Genomic DNA, 20532 nt, shown 5'->3' with positions numbered 1-20532 from the left:
CCCCCCCCCCCCCCCCCCCCCCCCCCCCCCCCCCCCCCCCCCCCCCCCCCCCCCCCCCCCCCCCCCCCCCCCCCCTCGCCCGCTCCCGTCCGCGGTGCCGCCGGGACCGGCCATCCTGCCGCCGGGCCCCGGTCATCCGCCCCGGTACGATGTTGCGGATGAGTCCGACAGCCGTTCCCGCCTCCCTCTCGCTGTACCGCGAGATCCCCCGCGCCGAGTGGGCGCGGATGGCGGCGGGCATGGATCAGCCGCTCACCGAGACCGAGGTCGTCCAGCTGCGCGGGCTCGGCGACCGGCTCGACATCGCCGAGGTGCGAGACGTCCACCTGCCGCTGAGCCGCACGCTCAGCATCTGGGCGAGCGGTGTGCGCCGGATCGGCGCGGAGGTGTCGACGTTCCTCCAGGAGGAGGATCCGACGACCCCGTTCGTCATCGGGGTCGCGGGGTCGGTCGCGGTCGGCAAGTCGACGGTCGCGCGCCTGCTCCGCGAGCTGATCAGCCGCTGGCCGGACACCCCGCGCGTCGAGCTCGTCACGACGGACGGCTTCCTCTACCCCAACGCCGAGCTCGAGCGGCGCGGGATCATGAGCCGCAAGGGCTTCCCCGAGTCCTACGACCGCCGTGCTCTCGTCGACTTCGTCACGCGCGTGAAGAGCGGTGCCGACGAGGTGCGGGCCCCGTTCTACTCACACATGAGGTACGACATCATGCCCGACGCGCAGGTCGTCGTGCGGCGGCCCGACGTGCTCATCATCGAGGGGCTCAACGTTCTGCAGCCGCCGCCCACGCCGAACGACGTCGCGGTCAGCGACCTGTTCGACTTCTCGATCTACGTCGACGCCGACGCCGCGCACATCGAGGAGTGGTTCGTCAACCGCTTCCTCGCGCTGCGCGAGGGTGCGTTCTCGAACCCGTCGTCGTACTTCAACGTCTTCCAGCACCTCAGCGACGAGGAGGCCATCAGCACGGCCCGGGGCATCTGGAACGACATCAACCTGCCGAACCTGCTCGAGAACGTCGCGCCGACGAAGCACCGAGCGACGCTCGTGCTCAACAAGGGCGCCGACCACAACGTCGAGAGCGTGCTCCTGCGCAAGCTGTAGAAGCGAGCGGGTCGGCGTGGAGCGCTCAGCCTGCGCGGCGCGGAAGGCGCCGCGGGGCGCGACGCCCGCCATGCGCGCCGTGCTCGCGGTCGACGCTCCCGTGCTCGTCGTGCGCCCGTAGCCGCGCCCGGGGCGGCGGCCTGCCGGGGTTCCCAGGATGGCGTCCCTAGGATTGAGCGCATGTGCGGAATCGTCGGATACGTCGGTCCTCGGGAAAGCCAGGACATCCTTCTCGCGGGTCTTGCTCGGCTCGAGTACCGGGGGTACGACTCCGCGGGCATCGCCGTGATCGACCGCGAGGGGTCGCTGGGGATGCGGAAGAAGGCGGGCAAGCTGGCGCGTCTGCGGGAGGCGCTGGATGAGGCTCCGCTGGGTGCGGGCACGACGGGGATCGGGCACACGCGGTGGGCCACGCACGGGGGCCCGACGGATCTGAACGCGCATCCGCATCTGGCGGATGAGGACCGGCTGGCGGTGATCCACAACGGCATCATCGAGAACTTCTCTGCGCTGAAGGCGGAGCTGGAGGCGGAGGGGTTCTCGTTCCGCAGCCAGACGGACACCGAGGTCGCGGCGGTGCTGCTGGGCCGGGAGTACCGGGCTGCGGGCGGGGATCTGGCTGCGGCGTTCCGGGCGGTGGTGTCGCGGCTGGAGGGCGCGTTCACGCTGCTGGCGATGCATGAGGATCACCCGGGTCTGGTCGTGGGTGCGCGGCGGAACTCGCCGCTGGTGATCGGTCTGGGCGAGGGGGAGAACTTCCTCGGGTCGGATGTGGCGGCGTTCGTGGAGCACACGCGTCGTGCGCTGGCGATCGGGCAGGATCAGATCGTGTCGATCACGCCGGAGGGCGTGTCGGTGACGGACTTCGACGGCGCGGTCGTGGAGGTCGAGCCGTTCGAGGTGTCGTGGGATGCGGCGGCTGCGGACAAGGGCGGCTGGTCGAGCTTCATGGCCAAGGAGGTCTCGGAGGAGCCCGAGGCGGTCGCGAACACGGTGCTGGGTCGGGTGCAGGACGGGCAGATCGTGATCCCCGAGCTGGATGGCCTGGACGGGCTGTTCCAGGGCGTGAGCCGGGTGATCGTGCTGGCGTGCGGGACGGCGTACTACGCGGGTCTGGTCGGGAAGTACGCGATCGAGCAGTGGGCGCGGATCCCGGTGGATGTGGAGCTCGCGCACGAGTTCCGGTACCGCGACCCGATCGTGGGGCCGGAGACGCTCGTGGTGTCGATCAGCCAGTCGGGCGAGACGATGGACACGCTGATGGCGGTGAAGGAGGCCGCGCGTCTGGGCGCGAAGACCCTGTCGATCTGCAACACGCAGGGTGCGACGATCCCGCGGGAGTCGGACGCGATCGTGTACACGCACGCGGGGCCGGAGGTCGCGGTGGCGTCGACGAAGGCGTTCGTGGCGCAGATCACGGCGCTGTACCTGCTCGCGCTGCACGTGGGGCGGGTGCGGGGCGCGCTGTCGGCGGAGGTCGCGGGTGCGGCGATCGCGGAGCTGGAGGCGCTGCCGGAGAAGATCCGGTGGATCCTGGAGAACGAGCAGGAGCGCATCGAGCAGCTCTCGCGGTGGATGTCGGACACGCGGTCGGTGCTGTTCCTGGGCCGTCACGTGGGGTACCCGATCGCGCTGGAGGGTGCGCTCAAGCTCAAGGAGCTGTCGTACATCCACGCGGAGGGGTTCGCCGCGGGCGAGCTCAAGCACGGCCCGATCGCGCTGATCGAGCCGGGTCAGCCGGTGTTCGTGATGGTGCCGTCGCCGCGTCAGGGCGCGACGCTGCACGCGAAGGTCATCTCGAACATCGAGGAGATCCGCGCCCGCGGCGCCCGCGTGATCGCGGTCGCGGAGGAGGGCGACGCGGCCGTGCTGCCCTTCGCCGACGAGGTGCTCCGGGTGCCGCTCGCGGCGCCGCTGTTCGAGCCCATCCTCGCCGTCGTGCCGCTGCACATCTTCGCGATGGGCCTCGCGACCGCGAAGGGCCTCGACGTCGACCAGCCCCGCAACCTCGCGAAGTCGGTCACGGTCGAGTAGGCGCGTCGGAGCGCGCAGCACGGGCACGGCGGAAGGGAGAAGGATGATCGTCGGCATCGGCGTCGACCTCGTCGACATCCCGCGGTTCGAGAGCACGATCATGCGCACGCCGCGCCTGCGCGACCGCCTGTTCACGGAGCACGAGCGCGGCCTGCCGCTGCGCTCGCTCGCCGCGCGCTACGCCGCGAAGGAGGCGCTCATCAAGGCGCTCGGCGGCTCGGACGGCGTGACGTGGACCGAGATCGAGGTCGCCCGGCTCGGCGAGCGCGAGGCGCCGCGCTTCGAGCTCACCGGCGCCACCGCGCAGACCGTCGCCGCCCTCGGGATCACGGCGCTGCACCTCTCGCTGTCGCACGATGCGGGGCTCGCGATCGCCTACGTCACGGCCGAAGGGGAGGCGGGCCCTGCCGCGGTCGACGTCGTGAGCGCGGGCGTCGAATCGCCCCTCGATGAGGCGGACGGCGACGAGGCGGATGGCTCGGATGTCGCGGATGGCGCGGGCACGACCGCAGGTGAGGCGACCCCGTGAGCGGCGAGGAGCGCGCGCTGCGCGAGGCCGTCATCGATCGCGCGGCGATCGTGCACAACGTGCGGCATCTGCGCGAGGTGACGAGGACGCGCGAGTTCATCGCGGTCGTGAAGGCCGACGGCTACGGCCATGGCGCCGAGACCGCGGCGCGTGCGGCGCTCGAGGGAGGGGCGACGCGGCTCGGGGTCGCCGAGATCCCCGAGGCGCTCGCGCTGCGCGCCGCGGGCATCGACGCGTCCGTGCTCGCGTGGCTGCACGACCCGGTCGAGGACTTCGCCGCCGCGGTGGCCGCGCGGGTCGAGCTCGGCGTCTCGCGCATCCCGCAGCTCGCGGCGATCGCCGCCGCGGCGACCGGCGACGAGGTGCCGCGCGTGCACCTCAAGCTCGAGACCGGCCTCGGGCGCAACGGGCTCGCCCCCGCCGACTGGCCCGCCGCGTTCGCGGAGGCGGCGCGCCTCGCGCAGGCCGGGCGCATCGTCGTCGAGGGCGTCTTCAGCCACCTCTCCGGCACGAGCGAGGCCGACGACCTCGCGCAGGTGCGCGTCTTCGAGGGCGCGCTCGCGCAGGCCGAGGCGGCGGGGCTCTCGCCGCGCGTCCGCCACATCGCGGCGACCGCCGCCGCCATCCGCCTGCCGGCCGCCCGCTTCGACGCCGTCCGCGTCGGCGTCGGCATCTACGGGCTCTCGCCGTTCGACGACGCGACGTCGGCCGACCTCGGGCTGCGGCCCGCGATGACCCTGCGCGGCCGGGTGGCGGCCGTGCGCCGCGTGTCAGCCGGCCAGGGCGTCTCATACGGGTACGTCCATCGCACGGCGGGGGAGACGACGCTCGCCCTCGTTCCGCTCGGCTACGCCGACGGCATCCCGCGCCAGGCCTCGAACCGCGCGCCGGTCGTGATCGGCGGGCGCCGGATGCCCGTGGTCGGGCGGATCGCGATGGACCAGTTCGTCGTCGATGCGGGTGACCATCCGGTCGCCGTCGACGACGAGGCGATCCTCTTCGGCGACCCCGCTGCGGGGGCTCCCGCGGTCGAGGAGTGGGCGGACGCGGCGGGCACGATCAACTACGAGATCGTCACGCGCATCGGACCGCGCGTGGCACGGAGGGTGAAGGGATGATCCCCGACGAGCTGCTCGGCAGGCACGACGTGCCCACGGCGACTGACATGGAGAACCTCGGCCGCCGCATCGGCGCGCACCTCGAGGCGGGCGACCTCGTCGTCCTGACGGGGCCGCTCGGCGCCGGCAAGACGACGCTCACGCGCGGCCTCGCCGATGCGCTTGGCGTGCGCGGGCCCATCCAGAGCCCGACCTTCGTCATCGCGCGCACGCACCCGTCCCTCGTCGGCGGGGCGCCGCTCGTCCACGCAGACGCGTACCGCCTCTCGTCGGCGCTCGAGCTCGACGACCTCGACATCGACGTCGACGGATCGGTCGTCGTCATGGAGTGGGGGCGCGACAAGATCGAGGGCCTGCGCGAGGTCTGGTGGGACGTCGAGATCACCCGCCCCGTGGGCGGACGCGGCTCCGACACGATGTGCGGCGATCTCTCGCGCGCCTCCGCGGAGCTCGACGCCGACGCGCCGCGCATCGTCGTGATCGAGAAGCGCACCGCCGCATGACCCGCGCCTCTCTCGGCGGCCAGCTCCTGCGCCGCCGCACGATCGGCATGCTCGTCGCCGAAGCCGGGCAGTCGAGCGAGGGATCCGCGACGCTGGGGCGCCACCTCTCGATGATCCAGCTCGCCATGATCTCCGTCGGCGCGACGCTCGGCACGGGCATCCTCGCTCTGCTGGCCGAGCAGATCCCGCATGCCGGTCCCGGCATCTGGATGAGCGTGCTGCTCGCGGCCGTCCCCGCTCTGCTCTCCGCCCTGTCGTACGCCGAGATGGCGGGCGCCGTGCCGGTGTCGGGCTCGAGCTACTCGTACGCGTACGTCACGCTCGGCGAGGGCGTCGCCTGGGTCGTGGGCTGGTGCCTCGTCCTCGAGTACGGCGTCTCGGTCGCCGCGGTCGCATCGGGCGCGGGGCAGTACGTCGACGAGACCCTCGCGATCTTCGGGCTCTCGCTGCCGGCCGCGATCGCCTCGGATCCGTCGGCCGAGGGCGGCGTGTTCAACCTCAGCGCGTTCGTCCTCGTGATCCTCGCGATGGTGCTGCTCCTGCGCGGCGTGCGCGAGGCCGCCTGGATCAACACCGTGCTCGTCGCGCTCAAGGTCGGCGTCCTGCTCTTCTTCTCCGCGGTCGCGTTCACCGCATTCCGCGTCGATCACTTCGACGGCATGTTCGACGCGTTCTTCCCGGGCGTGACGGGCGCCGCGGCCGTGCTGTTCTTCTCGTACATCGGGTTCGACGCGGCCTCGACCGCGGGCGAGGAGGCGCGAGACCCCGCGCGCGACCTGCCGCGCGCCATCCTGCTCGGGATGGGCCTCGTGACGGCCATCTACGTCGTCGTCGCGATCGCGGCGGTCGGCGCGCGCGAGGCGCGGTGGTTCCGCGACCACGGACTCGTGACGGTGCTCGCCGAGGTGACCGGCCAGCCCTGGTTCGGCGTCGTGTTCTCGATCGGCGCGCTCATCGCGTTCGCGAGCATCGTGCTGACCGTGCTGTACGGGCAGACGCGCATCCTCCTCACGATGTCGCGCGACGGGCTCGTGCCGCGCGTCTTCGGGCGTATCTCGCCGACGACCCGCACCCCCGTGGCCGGCACCCTCATCACGGGCGCCGTGATCGCCGTCGCTGCGGGCATCGTGCCCCTCGGCGAGCTCGCGAACGCGACGAGCATCGGGACGTTCGCGGCCTTCACGGTCGTCAACGTCGCCGTCATCGTCCTGCGATACCGCCGACCCGACCTGCCGCGCACGTACCGCGTGCCGCTCTTCCCCGTCGTGCCCGTCCTCGGCGCCGTGACGTGCCTCGCGCTCATGACGCAGCTCTCGGGCGGCACCTGGATCGCGTTCGGCTGCTGGATGGCCGTCGGCATCGCGATCTACCTCGCCTACGGCCGGAGGCACTCGCGGATCGGGGCGCTCGACGAGCGCGCCTACCGTGCGGCGATCGCGGGCGAGGCGAGCGGCTTCCGCGCCGCGCCCCGCGCTGGCAGACTTCCGGGATGACGCTCACCCTCCGCGATATGGACCCCTCCCGGCTGCCCGCCTGGATCGACCGCAGCCGCGACGCGTATGCCGACGAGCTCATGGCGGCCGGGGAGGCGCCCGACGTCGCGCGCGAGAACGCGCAGAAGAGCGTCGAGCGCGCCTTCCCCGACGGGCAGCTCGTCGCCGGCCACCGCGTGTTCGACGTCGTCGAGGGCGACGAGGTCGTCGGGTGGCTGTGGATCGGGCCCGACCCGAGCCCGGATGACACCGCCTGGTGGGTGTGGGACATCCAGATCCACGAGGCGCACCGCGGTCGCGGGCTGGGCCGGGCCGCTATGCAGCTCGGGGAGGAGCACGCCCGCTCGCAGGGAGCGCGGTCGATCGGGCTCAACGTGTTCGGCTCGAACACCGCCGCCCGGCGTCTGTACACGTCGCTCGGGTTCGAGATCAGCGCCATCCGGATGCACAAGACCCTCGACTGAGGGCGCGCGTTCCCGGCATTCCGTGACCGGCGGGAAACTACGCTGGAGAGCATGATCCTGGCCGTCGACACCTCCATCGGCTCGGGCGCGGCCGTCGTCGCGCCCGACGGCGAGATCCTCTCGGAGGCCGAGAGCGAGAACGCCCTCGGTCACGCCGAGGTGATCGGCACGCTCCTCGAGCGCGCGCTCGCCGACGCGGGCGTCGGGCCGGACCGCATCACGCATGTCGCCGCGGGAATGGGCCCGGGGCCCTTCACGGGCCTCCGCATCGGCATCGCCGCCGCGCGCGCCTTCGCCCTCGGCCGCGGTGTTCCCGTGCTCGGCATCGCGAGCCACGACGCGGTCGCCGCGGAGCTGACGATCGCCTTCCCGACGGGCGGATTCGCCGTCGCGACCGACGCGCGCCGCAGGGAGAACGCCATCTCGGTCTACGGCGACCTCGACGGATGGGGTCTGCCGCGCCGCATCGCCGGACCCGAGCTGCGCCCGCGCGACGCAGACCTCTCCGCGGACCCGCTGCTCGCGCCGCTGCGCGACCGTGCCTGGCGGAGCGCGGTCGGCGAGCTCTGGGAGGACGACGCTCGCGCGAGCCTCGAGCGTGTGGGCGCTTCGGCCGAAGACCTCGACGGCGACCGGTTCGTTCTCGCCACGCGCATCCCGATCGGCGCGCTGGGTCGGCTCGCGGCCATCCGCCTCCGCGCGGGCGAGACGCGCGGCGCGACCGAGCCGCTCTATCTGCGCTCGCCCGACGTCACGGCGCCCGCGCCGCGGAAGCGGGTGGGCTCGTGAGCATCCGCGAGGCGACCGTCGCCGACCTCGACGCGATCATGGCGCTCGAGCGCAGCGCCTTCCCAACCGACGCCTGGAGCGAGGGCATGATGCGCGAGGAGCTCGCGTCGGAGCACGCGCACTACCTCGTGCTCGAGCAGGCCGGTCAGGTCGCGGGCTACGCCGGTCTGCGATCGCTCCCGGGCGCGAAGGACGCGGATGTCCAGACGATCGCGATCGCCGAGCGCGCGCGCGGCCGCGGGCAGGGCAGGGCGCTGCTGCGTCTCCTCCTCGAGGAGGCCGATCGCCGCCGCGTGCGCGAGGTGTTCCTCGAGGTCCGCGCCGACAACCCGGTCGCCCAGGCGCTCTACGCCAGCGAGGGGTTCGCCGAGCTCGGCCGGCGCCCGCGCTACTACCAGCCCGACGACGTCGACGCGATCGTCATGAAGCTCGACGTCCCCGCGTGGCGCGCCGCGCGCATCCCCGACCCGACCGATGCAGGAGCCTGCTCATGAACCGCGCCGAACCCCTCGTGCTCGGCATCGAGACGAGCTGCGACGAGACCGGCATCGGGATCGTCCGCGGCCGCACCCTCCTGTCCAACACGATCGCGAGCAGCATGGACGAGCACGCGCGCTTCGGCGGCGTCGTGCCCGAGGTGGCCGCCCGCGCGCACCTCGAGGCGCTGCAGCCCGCGATCGAGCAGGCCGTCGCCGAGGCGGGCATCCGGCTCGCGGATCTCGACGCCGTCGCGGTCACGAGCGGGCCGGGCCTCGCGGGCGCGCTCATGGTGGGGGTCGGCGCCGCCAAGGCCCTCGCCGTGTCGCTCGGCAAGCCGCTCTACGCCGTGAACCACCTCGTCGGGCACATCGCGGCCGACATCCTCGCCGACGACAGCGAGCCGCTCGAGTACCCGACCGTCGCCCTGCTCGTCTCGGGCGGGCACACCTCGCTGCTGCTCGTCCGCGACCTCACGAGCGATGTCGAGCTGCTCGGCGAGACGGTCGACGACGCGGCGGGGGAGGCCTTCGACAAGGTCGCGCGCATCCTCGGACTGCCGTACCCCGGCGGGCCGGAGATCGACCGCGCGGCCGTCGGCGGCGATCCCGATGCCATCCGCTTCCCCCGCGGCCTCTCGCGCGCGAGCGACCGCGAGAAGCACCGCTGGGACTTCTCGTTCTCTGGCCTCAAGACCGCCGTCGCGCGGTGGACCGAGCAGCGCGAGGCCGAGGGCGAGGACATCCCGATGGCGGACGTCGCGGCGAGCTTCCGCGAGGCCGTCGTCGACGTGCTCGTGACGAAGGCACTGGATGCGTGCGCGGAGCACGACGTGCCGCGACTGCTCCTCGGCGGGGGCGTGATCGCGAACCGCCGTCTCCGCGAGGTCGCTCTCGCGCGCGCCGAGGCCGCGGGCGTGACCGTCCGGATCCCGCCGCTGCGGCTCTGCACCGACAACGGCGCGATGATCGCCGCGCTCGCCTCCGAGCTCATCCAGTCGGGCCACGAGCCCTCGACGCTCGCGTTCGGAGCGGACTCGACCCTGCCCGTCACCGACATCCAGGTCGCGCGCAGACCATGACCGAGCCGGAGGACGCGGCGCAGCTCGACGACGACGAGCTGCTGAACGCGGTGCCCTCCCGCTCCGACCGGCCGCGCCGCCGCGTCTCACTCTCGAGCCCGTCGCTCGTGCTCGGGATGTTCGCGCTCACGATGTCGTGGTTCACGCCGTGGGTCGCGCCGCTCGCGCTCATCGCCGTCGTGCTCGCGGTCATCGCGCTCGTCCGCCGACATGCCGACCGGGCTCTCGCCTGGTGGGGGTTCGGGTTCGGCGTCGTGGCGATCGCCTACTGCGGCGTCTGGGCGCTCTGGATCCTCGGTCAGCTCGGCGAGGCGCCCGTCATCGAGCTGCCGGCCGCGTAGCCGCTACACGCGGTCCGCGAGGATGGCGGCGCGCCGCCCGCCGATGCGCGTCATGAAGAGCGTCGCCGATCCGTCGCCACGCAGATTGAGCTTCTTCCGGAGGAGCGCCGGATCGACGTCGACGCCGCGTTTCTTGATCTCGAGGGTGCCGATCCCGCGGGCGCGGAGCGCCTTCGCGAGCGCCTTGACGTCGGCGGGGAGCGTCTCGCGGACGCGGAACGACGAGACGAACGGCGTCGTCAGCGCGGCATCGCCCGTGAGATACGCGATGCCGGGAGCGATCGGGCCGGCCGCGAGCGACCGGGCGACCTCGCCGACGAGGCGCGCGCGGATGACGGCGCCCTCGGGCTCGTGCAGGAACGCCCCGAGCTCGTGCACCGGCTCGTCCTCGGTGTCGGCGGGAGCGGTGAGCTCGTGCGACGCGTCGCCGCGGATGACAAGCGCGGCCCGGCGCACGCCGTCGCGCGCGAGCGCCCCCGACCAGAGCACGAGCTCGACGGTCGACCCGTCGACGCTCACCCACTGCGCCTCGACCGCGTCCGGGATCGCCTCGCGATCGTGAGCCGGGCCGAGCTTCATGCCCACGGGCATCCGCTCGCCGAGCGCGTGCGCCCAGCCGAGCGCGGGGGAGTAGTCGGATGGCGCGACCCGGCGGGTCTCGGAGTGACCGCTCGTGCGACGCGCGGGGTCGAGCCAGACCGCGTCCCAGCCGGAGAGGTCGACCTCCTCTGCGCGCTCGGAGCGCACCTCCACGGCATCCCCGAACGGCCGCAGGTTGTAGGCCGCGAGGGCCGCCGTCACAGGGTCCGCGTCGACCGCGAGCACCTCCATCCCGACGCCGGCGAACGCGAGCGCGTCGCCGCCGATGCCGCAGCCGAGGTCGGCCACGCGCTCGATTCCCGCCGCGCGCATGCGCCCTGCATGGTGCGCGGCCACGGACATCCGCGTCGCCTGCTCGACCCCCGCGCGGGTGAAGAGCATGCGCGCCGCGAAGGGGCCGAACTTCGCCTCCGCCCGCGACCGCAGACGCACCTGGCCGACGACCGCCGAGACGAGGTCGGGGGAGTGGCCTGCGGCCCGGAGGCGCGATACCGCGCGGGCGACATCCGCCGTCGTCTCCACGGGGTCCAGCGCGTCGAGCAGGGCCAGGCCCTCGGCGGTCAGCAGCGCGTCGAGTTCTCCCTGCTCCATGCGTCCATTCTCGCGTGTCATCCTGTGTCCTCGAATTGGCACTCGCGTTGCGGGAGTGCCAGGTCCCGCCCTACACTGGCGTTAGCACTCTCGTCATGAGAGTGCGAACTGAGTCTTCCGTCGAAGCAACGAAAGAAGAGGTACACCGTGTCGGTTTCCATCAAGCCGCTCGAGGACCGCATCGTCATCAAGCAGGTCGAGGCCGAGCAGACCACCGCCAGCGGTCTGGTCATCCCCGACACCGCCAAGGAGAAGCCCCAGGAGGGCGAGGTCGTGGCCGTGGGCCCCGGCCGCATCGACGACAACGGCAACCGCGTTCCGCTCGACGTCGCCGTCGGCGACCGCGTCCTGTACAGCAAGTACGGCGGGACCGAGGTCAAGTTCGGCGCCGACGAGTACCTGGTGCTCTCGGCCCGCGACGTGCTCGCGGTCGTCGTCCGCTGACGACACGCCTTTCCTGGAGGGCCCGGCGCTTCGGCGTCGGGCCCTTCTGCATGCGCGGGGATGACCGCGTGGCAGGAATGCGCCGGAGGATGACCGCCGCGGCACCGTCCCGGCCGCCCTCGCGGACCACCTGCCGACCTAGGCTGGATCGGTGACCACGCTCTCCGCCACTGGATCCTCGGAACGCGAGCGGGCGCTCGGCACGGGGTACGGCTTCAGCGCCTACCTGCTGTGGGGTGTGCTCCCGCTCTACTTCGTCTTCCTCGCGCCGACCGGCCCCTGGGAGGTCGTCGCCTGGCGCGTCCTCCTCTCGCTCGTCTTCTGCGCCATCCTGCTCACCGTCGCGCGCGGATGGGGCCGGATGATCGCCGTGCTGCGGAACCCCCGTCTCGCGCTGTGGACGGCGATCGCCGGCGTCCTCATCTACGTCAACTGGCAGACCTTCCTCATCGCGACCCTCACCGGGCACGTCGTGGAGTCGAGCCTCGGGTACTTCATCAACCCGATCACGACGGTCGTCCTCGCGGTGCTCGTGCTGCACGAGCGGCTGCGCCGCGCGCAGTGGGCCGCGGTCGGCATCGCGGCCGCGGCGGTGGTCGTGATCGTCGTCGGATACGGCTCCGTGCCGTGGATCGCGCTCATCCTCAGCACGTCGTTCGGCCTCTACGGGCTCGTCAAGAACCGGATCGGCGCCGCGGTCGACGCGGTCAGCGGCCTCGCGCTCGAGACGATGTGGCTCGCGCCGGTCGCGGTCGTGCAGCTCGTCGTCGTCGCGGCGACGGCGGGGCTGACCTACGGAACCGTCAGCACGCTGCACACCGTGATGCTGTCGCTCGCGGGCGTTGCGACGGCCGTGCCGCTGCTGCTCTTCGCGGCAGGCGCCCGGCGCATCTCGCTGACGGCGGTGGGGCTCCTGCAGTTCATCGCGCCGATCCTGCAGTTCCTCGTCGGTGTCGTCGTGCTCCACGAGCCCATGCCGCTCGAGCGGTGGATCGGCTTCGGCATCGTCTGGGTCGCGCTCGTGGTGCTGAGCGTGGACATGATCCGGCACGCGCGTCGCCCCCGACCGGCCCTGGAGCCCGAGCCCGTCGCCTGAGGCGGGTTTCTGGGGCGTTCTGGGGCGGCGTTCTGGGGTCGAAGCGCGGCGGCGGGTCGCCGCGTTTCGCGGCAAAGGGGTGGCGGGTCGCCGCGTTTCGCGGCAAGAGCCAGCGAGTCATTCCCCGTTTCGCGTCGAATCGGCGCCCGGTCACCGCGTTTCGCGGCGAGTGGGCGGGTGACTCGACGGTTGTGACCGCGGTCGTCACCTGCTGAGGGACGCGGATTCGGATGGCTGGGGCGTGTGTGCGCGTGTCGTGCGCAGGAGGCTACTCGTGCCTCACGGGTCCGATTCCGGTGACGGTTGTGACCGCGGTCGTCACCTGCTGAGGGACGCGGATTCGGATGGCTGGGGCCGGTGTGCGCGTGTCGTGCGCAGGAGGCTACTCGTGCCCCACGGGTCCGATTCCGGTGACGGTGTGCCGCGCCGGGCGCCGCCAGCCGCGACTCCGCGCAGGCCCTGTCGTGCCATCCGCCTACCGCGCCTCGGCGCCCATCCGCAAGCGCCTTGTTTTCGGTTCACCGAAAAGCTACTTTTTCGGTATGCCGAAAAATCTCGTCCGGGGCGGTGCCGTCCTCGCGGCGGTCGCCCTGCTCTCGGGGTGCGCCGGGGGTGCCGCGCCCCAGGGAGACGACCGCCCGGTCGTCCTCACCACCTTCACCGTGCTCGCCGACATCGCCCGCAATGTCGCGGGCGAGCACCTCTCGGTCGAGTCGATCACGAAGGTCGGGGCCGAGATCCACGGCTACGAGCCGACGCCGGGAGACATCCGGCGCGCCGCCGACGCCGACCTCATCCTCGACAACGGCCTCAACCTCGAGGCGTGGTTCGCGCAGTTCGTTGACTCCGTCGACGTGCCGCACGTCGTCGTGTCGGAGGGCGTCGAGCCTATCGACATCGCCGGCGACGCGTACGCCGGCAAGCCGAACCCGCACGCCTGGATGAGCCCCGTCAACGTGCAGGCGTACGTCGACAACATGGTCGAGGCGTTCAGCGAGCTCGACCCCGAGCACGCCGACGACTTCGCGGCGAACGGAGAGGCCTACGCGCAGCAGCTGCAGGCCGTGCAGGACGAGCTCGTCGACGCGCTCGCGCCGCTGCCGGAGAACGAGCGGGCGCTCGTCACATGCGAGGGGGCGTTCTCGTACCTCGCGCGTGACGCGGGGCTCACCGAGGCGTACATCTGGCCCGTCAACGCCGAGCAGCAGGCGACTCCTCAGCAGATTGCCGCCGCCATCGAGTTCGTCGAGGAGAACGGCGTCCGAGCCGTGTTCTGCGAGTCGACGGTGTCGGACAAGCCCATGCAGCAGGTCGTCGAGGCGACGGGCGCGGCGTTCGGCGGCACGCTCTACGTCGACTCCCTCTCCGAGCCGGAGGGGCCCGTCCCCACCTACCTCGACCTCATCCGGCATGACGCGGCGCTCATCGTCGAGGGGCTGACCGGATGAGCCCCGCGATCGAGCTCGCCGACATCACGGTCCGCTACCGAGACATCCTCGCTCTCGACGCCGCATCCGCGACCGTCGAGGCCGGGAAGGTGACGGCCCTCATCGGGATGAACGGGTCGGGCAAGTCCACGCTCTTCAAGACCGCGCTCGGGCTCATCCGCCCCGACGCCGGCAGCGTCCGCATCGAGGGCGGGTCGCCCGCCGTCGCCCGTCGCCGCGGCATCGTCGGCTACGTGCCGCAGAGCGAGGATGTCGACTGGGCGTTCCCGGTCTCCGTGCGCGACGTCGTCATGATGGGGCGCTACGGGCGCCAGGGCCTGACGCGGCGGGCCCGCCCCGATGATCGCGCGGCCGTCGAGGAGGCCCTCGAGCGGGTCGACCTCGTCGATCTCGCGGACCGCCAGATCGGCCAGCTGTCGGGAGGTCAGCGCAAGCGCGCGTTCGTCGCGCGCGGCATCGCGCAGGAGGCGCGGATCCTCCTGCTCGACGAGCCCTTCGCCGGGGTCGACAAGCGCTCCGAGGCGACGATCGTGCGACTCCTTCGCGAGCTCGCGGCCGACGGCTGTGCGGTGCTCGTCTCGACCCATGACCTGCACGCGCTTCCCGAGCTGGCCGACGAGGCCATCCTCCTCCTGCGCAGGCCCCTCTTCCACGGCCCGGTCGGCGAGGCGCTGCGGCCGGAGAACCTCGCGCGCGCCTTCGGGCTCGGGGAGGCCGCATGAACCTCCTCGACCTCCTCCTCGAGCCGCTGCAGTACGACTTCATGGTGCGCGCGCTCGCCGCGACCGTCGTCGCCGCGGTCGTCTGCGCCCTGCTGTCGTGCTGGCTCGTGCTCGTCGGATGGTCGCTCATGGGCGACGCCGTCTCGCACGCGGTGCTGCCGGGCGTCGTCATCGCGTACATCCTCGGCGCGCCGTTCGCGCTCGGCGCGCTCGCCTTCGGGCTGCTCGCGGTCGCGCTCATCGGCGTGCTCCGCGACACGAGCCGCGTGAAGGAGGACGCCGCGATCGGCATCGTCTTCACGACCCTCTTCGCGCTCGGGCTCGCCCTCATCTCCGTGACGCCGAGTCAGACCGATCTCAACCACATCATCTTCGGCAACATCCTCGGCGTCTCCGACGGCGACCTCATCCAGATCGGCGTGCTCGCCGCGGTCGCCCTCGTCGTGCTGCTCGTGAAGCGACGCGATCTCACGCTCTACGCGTTCGACCCGACCCATGCGTTCGCGATCGGGCTCTCGCCCCGTCTGCTGGGCGCCATCCTGCTCGGCGTCCTCGCGCTGACCGCGGTGGTCGCGCTCCAGGTGGTCGGCGTCATCCTCGTCGTCGCGATGCTCATCATCCCGGGCGCGACCGCGCACCTCCTCACCGACCGATTCGGGCGGATGCTCGTCATCGCGCCGATCCTGTCGGCCGCCTGCTCGGTGATCGGCATCTACCTCAGCTACTGGCTGGATGCCGCGTCGGGGGCGCTCGTCATCCTCGTCCAGGGCGTCGTCTTCACTCTCGTCTACCTCTTCAGCCCACGGCACGGAGTGGTCGGACGGCGGATGGCGCGGGCGCGTGCCGCCTGAGGCTTTCCTGTGCGCGGGGTGTGAACGAGACCGCGCCGCTCTCCGGGCGCGCCGATAGAATCGGCGCACGGGACGGCGATCCCTCCCGTACCGGAGCAGCCCACACCGCGTCGGCAGGAGACACCCCCAATGACAGAACACGACCCGTTCGGCTTCGTCGGCCTCACCTACGACGACGTGCTGCTCCTCCCGGGGCACACCGACGTCATCCCCAGCGAAGCGGACACGTCGTCGCGGCTCACCCGCCGCATCCGGGTCGCCATCCCGCTCCTCTCGAGCGCGATGGACACCGTCACCGAAGCGCGGATGGCGATCGCGCTCGCCCGCCAGGGCGGCATCGGCATCCTCCACCGCAACCTCTCGATCGCCGACCAGGCCGCGGCCGTCGACCGCGTCAAGCGCAGCGAGTCGGGCATGATCACCGACCCGATCACGACCTCGCCCGACGCGACGATCGCCGAGGTCGACGCGATGTGCGCGAAGTACCGCATCTCGGGTCTGCCCGTCGTCGACGAGGACAACCGCCTCATCGGCATCATCACGAACCGCGACATGCGGTTCGTCTCCGACATCCAGCGCCCCGTGACGCGCGTGAAGGACGTCATGACGAGCGAGGGCCTCATCACCGGCCCCGTCGGCATCGCCGCCGAGCAGGTTATCGCCCTGTTCGCCGAGCACCGCGTCGAGAAGCTGCCGCTCATCGACGACGAGGGCAAGCTCGCCGGCCTCATCACCATCAAGGACTTCGACAAGAGCGAGAAGTACCCCCTCGCCACGAAGGACGACCAGGGGCGCCTCCGCGTGGGCGCCGCGATCGGCTTCTTCGGCGACGCGTGGGAGCGCGCCGAGGCGCTGCGCGACGCGGGTGTCGACGTCATCGTCGTCGACACGGCCAACGGGCAGTCGCAGGGCGTCATCGACATCGTCCGCCGTCTCAAGTCGGACGAGTCGTTCGCGCACATCGACGTGATCGGCGGCAACATCGCCACGCGCGAGGGCGCCCAGGCGCTCATCGAGGCGGGCGTCGACGCGGTCAAGGTCGGCGTCGGCCCCGGCTCGATCTGCACGACGCGCGTCGTCGCCGGTGTCGGCGTGCCGCAGGTGACCGCGATCTACGAGGCGTCGCTCGCGGCGCGCGCCGCCGACGTGCCCGTCATCGCGGATGGCGGCCTCCAGTACTCGGGCGACATCGCGAAGGCGCTCGTCGCCGGCGCCGACACGGTCATGCTCGGGTCGCTGCTCGCGGGCACGGAGGAGTCGCCGGGCGAGATCGTGTTCCAGGCCGGCAAGCAGTTCAAGCAGTACCGCGGCATGGGCTCGCTGGGCGCCATGCAGACGCGCGGCAAGCAGACCTCGTACTCGAAGGACCGCTACTTCCAGGCCGACGTCCCGAGCGACGACAAGCTCATCCCCGAGGGCATCGAGGGCCAGGTGCCCTACCGCGGGCCCCTCTCGGCCGTCGTGTACCAGCTCGTCGGCGGGCTGCGCCAGTCGATGTTCTACGTCGGCGCCCGCACGATCGACGAGCTCAAGACCCGCGGCAAGTTCGTCCGCATCACCTCGGCGGGCCTCAAGGAGTCGCACCCGCACGACGTGCAGATCGTCGTCGAGGCGCCGAACTACAAGCGCTGAGCCGCTCGACAGAAGGCCCCCGCTCCGGCGGGGGCCTTCGTCGTCGGCACCCCTGGACCCCTCCGAGTCCCGGGCGTACCGTGCGGGTATGTGCCGAAGCATCCACACCCTGCACAACTTCGAGCCCGCCGCGACCTCCGAGGAGGTGCACGCGGCGGCGCTGCAGTACGTCCGCAAGATCGCCGGCACGACGAAGCCGTCGAAGGCGAACCGTGAGGCGTTCGACCGCGCGGTGGCGGAGATCGCCCACGCCACCCAGCACCTGCTCGCCGAGCTCGTCGCGACGACACCTCCCAAGAACCGCGAGGAGGAGGCCGAGAAGAGGCGCGCGAAGGCCATCGCCTCCGGCCGCTACGCGGCCTGATCGCGCGCCGCGGCGCGGATCCGGATGGCCGTCACCCGGCCAGGTAGGCTGGGCGGGTGAGCAGTGACATCGAGCTGGGCCGCGGCAAGCGGGGTCGACCCGCGTACACGTTCGACGACATCGCGGTCGTGCCCTCGCGGCGCACGCGCAACCCCGAGGACGTCTCCACGACGTGGGCGATCGACGCGTACACGTTCGACGTGCCCGTCGTCGGCGCGCCGATGGACTCGGTCGTGAGCCCGCAGACCGCGATCATGCTGGGCAAGCTCGGCGGCCTCGGCGTCCTCGACCTCGAGGGTCTGTGGACGCGCTATGAGGACCCGGAGCCGCTGCTCGCGGAGATCGCGTCGCTGCCCGAGCGCTCCGCGACCGCCCGCATGCAGGCGCTCTACTCCGAGCCGATCAAGCCCGAGCTCATCACGGCGCGTCTCGCCGAGATCCGCGACGCCGGCGTCACGGTGGCCGGCGCGCTGTCGCCGCAGCGCACGAAGGAGCTCTACGAGACGGTCGTGGCCGCGGGCGTCGACCTGTTCGTGATCCGGGGCACCACGGTGTCCGCCGAGCACGTCTCGAGCGCGGCCGAGCCGCTGAACCTCAAGGAGTTCATCTACGAGCTCGACGTGCCGGTCATCGTCGGCGGCGTCGGCACGTACACGGCCGCGCTCCACCTCATGCGCACGGGCGCGGCCGGCGTGCTCGTCGGCTTCGGCGGGGGAGCCGCGTCGACGACCCGCGCGACCCTCGGCGTCACCACGCCCATGGCGACCGCGGTCGCCGACGTGGCCGGTGCGCGCCGCGACTACCTCGACGAGTCGGGCGGCCGCTACGTGCACGTGATCGCCGACGGCGGCGTCGGAACCTCGGGCGACATCGTGAAGGCGCTCGCCATGGGCGCGGACGCGGTGATGCTCGGCGTCGCGCTCGCCCGCGCGACCGATGCGCCCGGCAACGGCTACCACTGGGGCCCCGAGGCGCACCATCCGAAGCTCCCGCGCGGCCACCGCGTGAAGGTCGACCAGGTCGGCACGCTCGAGGAGGTCCTCTACGGGCCCGCCCTCGTGGCGGATGGCACGGCGAACCTCATCGGGGCGCTGCGCAAGTCGATGGCGACGACGGGATACTCCGACCTGAAGGAGTTCCAGCGCGTCGACGTCGTCGTGAACCCCGTGCACTGATGGCCGATCCCGCGCCACCCGCTGCGAGCGAGACGCAGGTCTTCCCGCCGACGCTGCGCGAGGTCATGCTGCGGCCGCGCTGGATCGCGATGCTGCTGCTGTGCCTCGTCGTGGCCGGCGTGTTCTCGTGGCTCCTGCAGTGGCAGCTCGCGCGCGCGATCGACACCGATCCCCCCGAGGACGGCGCGACCGAGATCATCCGCCCGATCGACGAGGTCGTGCGGCCGGGGCAGTACCTCGACGACGCGCTCGTCGGCCAGAAGGTCTCCCTCGAAGGCCAGTGGGTGCCCGGCGACTTCATCGTCGTCTCGTCGCGCTTCGACGACGGCGTCGAGGGCTACTGGGTCACGGGGCAGTTCGCCCTCGCGGTCTACCCCGAGAGCCGGTCGATCGCGGTCGCGCTCGGCTGGACCGCCTCCCGCGAGGACGCCGACGCCGCCGTGGCCGCACTCGAGGAGCGCGCGGAGGAGAAGTACGTCGCCCCCGAGCTGCGGCACGTCGTCGACTGGCAGCCGACGCCGCTCACCGGGCGGGTCATCTCCGACGAGGGGCCGCAGCTGCCGCCGGGTGACGACGTCGACGAGATGACGCGGATGTCGCCTGCCGCGCTGCTCAGCCGATGGCACGACACTGAGATCGACGGCGAGCGGATCGACGTCTACCGCCCGTACCTCACCTCGGATGACCCGGTCGCGGGCCTCGTCGAGACGGAGCTGACGGCGATCTCGTCGCCGGCTCCCGAGGTGGCGGGGCCGGTGAACTGGCTGAATCTCTTCTACGCGGTCGAGTGGGCGGTGTTCGCGGCGTTCTCGTTCTACCTCTGGTATCGCCTCGCGAAGGACGCGTGGGAGCGCGAGCTCGAGGAGCTCGCGGGCGGCGACCCCGACGACGAGTAGCCGTGGCCTCCGACGCTGATCGGCGCGCGGGCCCGCCCGCTGAGCGGGTCGAGGAGCTCGCCCGGCGGATCGAGCTCGCCGCGCGCACCCGGCGGCGGTTCCTGCTCGGGGTCGCGGGCAGCCCCGGGGGAGGGAAGACCACCCTCGCGGCGGCCCTGGTGGCGGCGCTCAACGCGCGCCGCGAGGGCAGTGCGGTCGCGCTGCCGATGGACGGGTTCCATCTCGCGAACGCGACGCTCGAGCGACTGGGCCTGCGCGACCGCAAGGGAGCGATCGACACGTTCGACGGCTGGGGATTCGTCGCGCTCCTCGACAGGGTCCGCCGCGAGACGGATCACACGGTCTACGCGCCCGCGTTCGAGCGCGATGTCGACGAGGGCGTGGCCGGGGCGATCGCGATCGAGCCGACGGCTCGGGTCGTCATCGTCGAGGGCAACTACCTGCTCATCGACCGGGAGCCGTGGCTCGGCGTCCGGGATCGGATGGATGAGGTCTGGTTCTGCGCGACGCCCCCTGCCGAGCGCGAGTCACGGCTTGTCGAGCGGCACACACGGCACGGGCGGACGCCCGAGGCGGCCGCGGCGTGGGCACGCGACGTCGACGGCGCGAACGCCGTGCTGATCGAGGGATCGCGCGTCCGCGCCGACCTCGTCGTCTCGGGTATCACCGGCGAGTCGCTGGGGCCGCCGACGGGCTGACGTCGACGGCGGACGGCGCCCCGCCCGCGCAGCGGCCGCGGCCATCCGCCCATGGGCGAACCGCCAGGTGCGCCCCCACTAGA

21 protein-coding genes and 1 pseudogene are annotated in these 20532 nt (G+C 72.3%); 21 read left to right on the top strand and 1 reads right to left on the bottom strand.

The annotated features are described in order from the left end of the window. Positions 1–158 precede the first annotated feature (158 nt). From coaA to ACWXWW_RS01180, 11 genes and pseudogenes are all read left to right on the top strand, one after another. Positions 159–1103, top strand: a complete 945-nt coding sequence (coaA, locus tag ACWXWW_RS01230; RefSeq protein ID WP_455968302.1) for a type I pantothenate kinase — start codon at positions 159–161, stop codon at positions 1101–1103. A 180-nt stretch (positions 1104–1283) separates the two neighbouring features. After that, positions 1284–3137, top strand: a complete 1854-nt coding sequence (glmS, locus tag ACWXWW_RS01225; protein ID WP_324012181.1) for a glutamine--fructose-6-phosphate transaminase (isomerizing) — start codon at positions 1284–1286, stop codon at positions 3135–3137. A gap of 43 nt (positions 3138–3180) precedes the next feature. Then, positions 3181–3534 (top strand): annotated as a pseudogene (locus ACWXWW_RS01220) (holo-ACP synthase); the annotation flags it as partial. Between the two features lie 128 nt (positions 3535–3662). Beyond that, positions 3663–4784 carry an alanine racemase gene (alr, locus tag ACWXWW_RS01215; protein ID WP_455968300.1) on the top strand — a complete coding sequence of 374 codons (1122 nt, stop codon included), beginning with the start codon at positions 3663–3665 and terminating at the stop codon, positions 4782–4784. Then, complete coding sequence (tsaE, locus tag ACWXWW_RS01210; protein ID WP_455968298.1) at positions 4781–5287, top strand: tRNA (adenosine(37)-N6)-threonylcarbamoyltransferase complex ATPase subunit type 1 TsaE; 507 nt, start codon at positions 4781–4783, stop codon at positions 5285–5287. Before alr ends, tsaE begins: the two co-directional genes overlap by 4 nt. Continuing rightward, positions 5284–6780: an APC family permease gene (locus tag ACWXWW_RS01205; protein WP_455968296.1), complete on the top strand. Its 1497-nt coding sequence runs from the start codon at positions 5284–5286 to the stop codon at positions 6778–6780. The genes tsaE and ACWXWW_RS01205 overlap by 4 nt, the downstream gene beginning before the upstream one ends. After that, positions 6777–7244, top strand: a complete 468-nt coding sequence (locus ACWXWW_RS01200; protein WP_324012175.1) for a GNAT family N-acetyltransferase — start codon at positions 6777–6779, stop codon at positions 7242–7244. Before ACWXWW_RS01205 ends, ACWXWW_RS01200 begins: the two co-directional genes overlap by 4 nt. A 51-nt stretch (positions 7245–7295) precedes the next feature. Beyond that, a complete protein-coding gene (tsaB, locus tag ACWXWW_RS01195; protein ID WP_455968294.1) occupies positions 7296–8033 on the top strand; it encodes a tRNA (adenosine(37)-N6)-threonylcarbamoyltransferase complex dimerization subunit type 1 TsaB in 738 nt (245 codons plus the stop codon). Further along, positions 8030–8527 (top strand): ribosomal protein S18-alanine N-acetyltransferase, encoded by a 498-nt coding sequence (gene rimI, locus ACWXWW_RS01190; protein WP_455968292.1) that lies wholly within the window; start codon positions 8030–8032, stop codon positions 8525–8527. Before tsaB ends, rimI begins: the two co-directional genes overlap by 4 nt. Further along, complete coding sequence (gene tsaD / locus ACWXWW_RS01185; protein ID WP_271172338.1) at positions 8524–9591, top strand: tRNA (adenosine(37)-N6)-threonylcarbamoyltransferase complex transferase subunit TsaD; 1068 nt, start codon at positions 8524–8526, stop codon at positions 9589–9591. The genes rimI and tsaD overlap by 4 nt, the downstream gene beginning before the upstream one ends. Further along, entirely contained in the window at positions 9588–9932 is a 345-nt protein-coding gene (locus ACWXWW_RS01180) for a hypothetical protein (protein WP_271172337.1), read from the top strand. Before tsaD ends, ACWXWW_RS01180 begins: the two co-directional genes overlap by 4 nt. Before the next feature lie 3 nt (positions 9933–9935). Here the strand turns inward: ACWXWW_RS01180 and ACWXWW_RS01175 are convergent, their stop codons facing one another. Beyond that, the gene (locus ACWXWW_RS01175; protein ID WP_455968290.1) at positions 9936–11123 is read right to left on the bottom strand and encodes a THUMP-like domain-containing protein; all 1188 of its coding nucleotides are present in this window, start codon (positions 11121–11123) and stop codon (positions 9936–9938) included. 147 nt (positions 11124–11270) lie between these two features. Here ACWXWW_RS01175 and groES point away from each other — a divergent pair, with 147 nt between their 5' ends. The 10 genes from groES to ACWXWW_RS01125 all read left to right on the top strand — a co-directional run bounded on the left by groES (position 11271) and on the right by ACWXWW_RS01125 (position 20449). After that, on the top strand, positions 11271–11567 hold the full coding sequence (groES, locus tag ACWXWW_RS01170) for a co-chaperone GroES (RefSeq protein WP_039394204.1): 297 nt from the start codon (positions 11271–11273) through the stop codon (positions 11565–11567). Positions 11568–11718: 151 nt separating this feature from the next. Beyond that, positions 11719–12663, top strand: coding sequence for an EamA family transporter RarD (gene rarD, locus ACWXWW_RS01165; RefSeq protein WP_455968287.1), 945 nt, complete (start codon positions 11719–11721; stop codon positions 12661–12663). Positions 12664–13205: 542 nt separating this feature from the next. Beyond that, complete coding sequence (locus ACWXWW_RS01160; protein ID WP_455968285.1) at positions 13206–14111, top strand: metal ABC transporter substrate-binding protein; 906 nt, start codon at positions 13206–13208, stop codon at positions 14109–14111. Beyond that, the gene (locus tag ACWXWW_RS01155) at positions 14108–14833 is read left to right on the top strand and encodes a metal ABC transporter ATP-binding protein (RefSeq protein WP_455968283.1); all 726 of its coding nucleotides are present in this window, start codon (positions 14108–14110) and stop codon (positions 14831–14833) included. The genes ACWXWW_RS01160 and ACWXWW_RS01155 overlap by 4 nt, the downstream gene beginning before the upstream one ends. Next, positions 14830–15684: a metal ABC transporter permease gene (locus tag ACWXWW_RS01150; protein ID WP_282978198.1), complete on the top strand. Its 855-nt coding sequence runs from the start codon at positions 14830–14832 to the stop codon at positions 15682–15684. The genes ACWXWW_RS01155 and ACWXWW_RS01150 overlap by 4 nt, the downstream gene beginning before the upstream one ends. Before the next feature lie 129 nt (positions 15685–15813). Beyond that, positions 15814–17316 carry an IMP dehydrogenase gene (gene guaB, locus ACWXWW_RS01145; protein WP_455968281.1) on the top strand — a complete coding sequence of 501 codons (1503 nt, stop codon included), beginning with the start codon at positions 15814–15816 and terminating at the stop codon, positions 17314–17316. A gap of 88 nt (positions 17317–17404) precedes the next feature. Continuing rightward, a complete protein-coding gene (locus tag ACWXWW_RS01140) occupies positions 17405–17680 on the top strand; it encodes a DUF2277 domain-containing protein (protein WP_455968279.1) in 276 nt (91 codons plus the stop codon). Between the two features lie 56 nt (positions 17681–17736). Beyond that, positions 17737–18855, top strand: a complete 1119-nt coding sequence (locus tag ACWXWW_RS01135) for a GuaB3 family IMP dehydrogenase-related protein (protein ID WP_271172329.1) — start codon at positions 17737–17739, stop codon at positions 18853–18855. 65 nt (positions 18856–18920) lie between these two features. Next, a complete protein-coding gene (locus tag ACWXWW_RS01130) occupies positions 18921–19751 on the top strand; it encodes an SURF1 family cytochrome oxidase biogenesis protein (RefSeq protein ID WP_282978266.1) in 831 nt (276 codons plus the stop codon). 2 nt (positions 19752–19753) lie between these two features. After that, complete coding sequence (locus ACWXWW_RS01125; RefSeq protein WP_455968277.1) at positions 19754–20449, top strand: nucleoside/nucleotide kinase family protein; 696 nt, start codon at positions 19754–19756, stop codon at positions 20447–20449. Positions 20450–20532: the final 83 nt, after the last annotated feature.

Source organism: Microbacterium sp. KNMS (assembly GCF_053851835.1).
Note: the sequence above shows the minus strand (reverse complement) of the source record. Positions and strands in the feature narration are given on the sequence as shown.

What these genes read in the sequence shown, in the direction of transcription:
- ACWXWW_RS01160 (WP_455968285.1), top strand. Translation starts at nt 13,206, where the DNA reads ATGCCGAAAAATCTCGTCCGGGGCGGTGCCGTCCTCGCGGCGGTCGCC.
- tsaD (WP_271172338.1), top strand. Translation starts at nt 8,524, where the DNA reads ATGAACCGCGCCGAACCCCTCGTGCTCGGCATCGAGACGAGCTGCGAC.
- ACWXWW_RS01155 (WP_455968283.1), top strand. Translation starts at nt 14,108, where the DNA reads ATGAGCCCCGCGATCGAGCTCGCCGACATCACGGTCCGCTACCGAGAC.
- tsaB (WP_455968294.1), top strand. Translation starts at nt 7,296, where the DNA reads ATGATCCTGGCCGTCGACACCTCCATCGGCTCGGGCGCGGCCGTCGTC.
- ACWXWW_RS01205 (WP_455968296.1), top strand. Translation starts at nt 5,284, where the DNA reads ATGACCCGCGCCTCTCTCGGCGGCCAGCTCCTGCGCCGCCGCACGATC.
- coaA (WP_455968302.1), top strand. Translation starts at nt 159, where the DNA reads ATGAGTCCGACAGCCGTTCCCGCCTCCCTCTCGCTGTACCGCGAGATC.
- ACWXWW_RS01200 (WP_324012175.1), top strand. Translation starts at nt 6,777, where the DNA reads ATGACGCTCACCCTCCGCGATATGGACCCCTCCCGGCTGCCCGCCTGG.
- ACWXWW_RS01140 (WP_455968279.1), top strand. Translation starts at nt 17,405, where the DNA reads ATGTGCCGAAGCATCCACACCCTGCACAACTTCGAGCCCGCCGCGACC.
- guaB (WP_455968281.1), top strand. Translation starts at nt 15,814, where the DNA reads ATGACAGAACACGACCCGTTCGGCTTCGTCGGCCTCACCTACGACGAC.
- ACWXWW_RS01175 (WP_455968290.1), bottom strand. Translation starts at nt 11,123, where the DNA reads ATGGAGCAGGGAGAACTCGACGCGCTGCTGACCGCCGAGGGCCTGGCC.
- glmS (WP_324012181.1), top strand. Translation starts at nt 1,284, where the DNA reads ATGTGCGGAATCGTCGGATACGTCGGTCCTCGGGAAAGCCAGGACATC.
- ACWXWW_RS01130 (WP_282978266.1), top strand. Translation starts at nt 18,921, where the DNA reads ATGCTGCGGCCGCGCTGGATCGCGATGCTGCTGCTGTGCCTCGTCGTG.
- ACWXWW_RS01150 (WP_282978198.1), top strand. Translation starts at nt 14,830, where the DNA reads ATGAACCTCCTCGACCTCCTCCTCGAGCCGCTGCAGTACGACTTCATG.
- tsaE (WP_455968298.1), top strand. Translation starts at nt 4,781, where the DNA reads ATGATCCCCGACGAGCTGCTCGGCAGGCACGACGTGCCCACGGCGACT.
- ACWXWW_RS01180 (WP_271172337.1), top strand. Translation starts at nt 9,588, where the DNA reads ATGACCGAGCCGGAGGACGCGGCGCAGCTCGACGACGACGAGCTGCTG.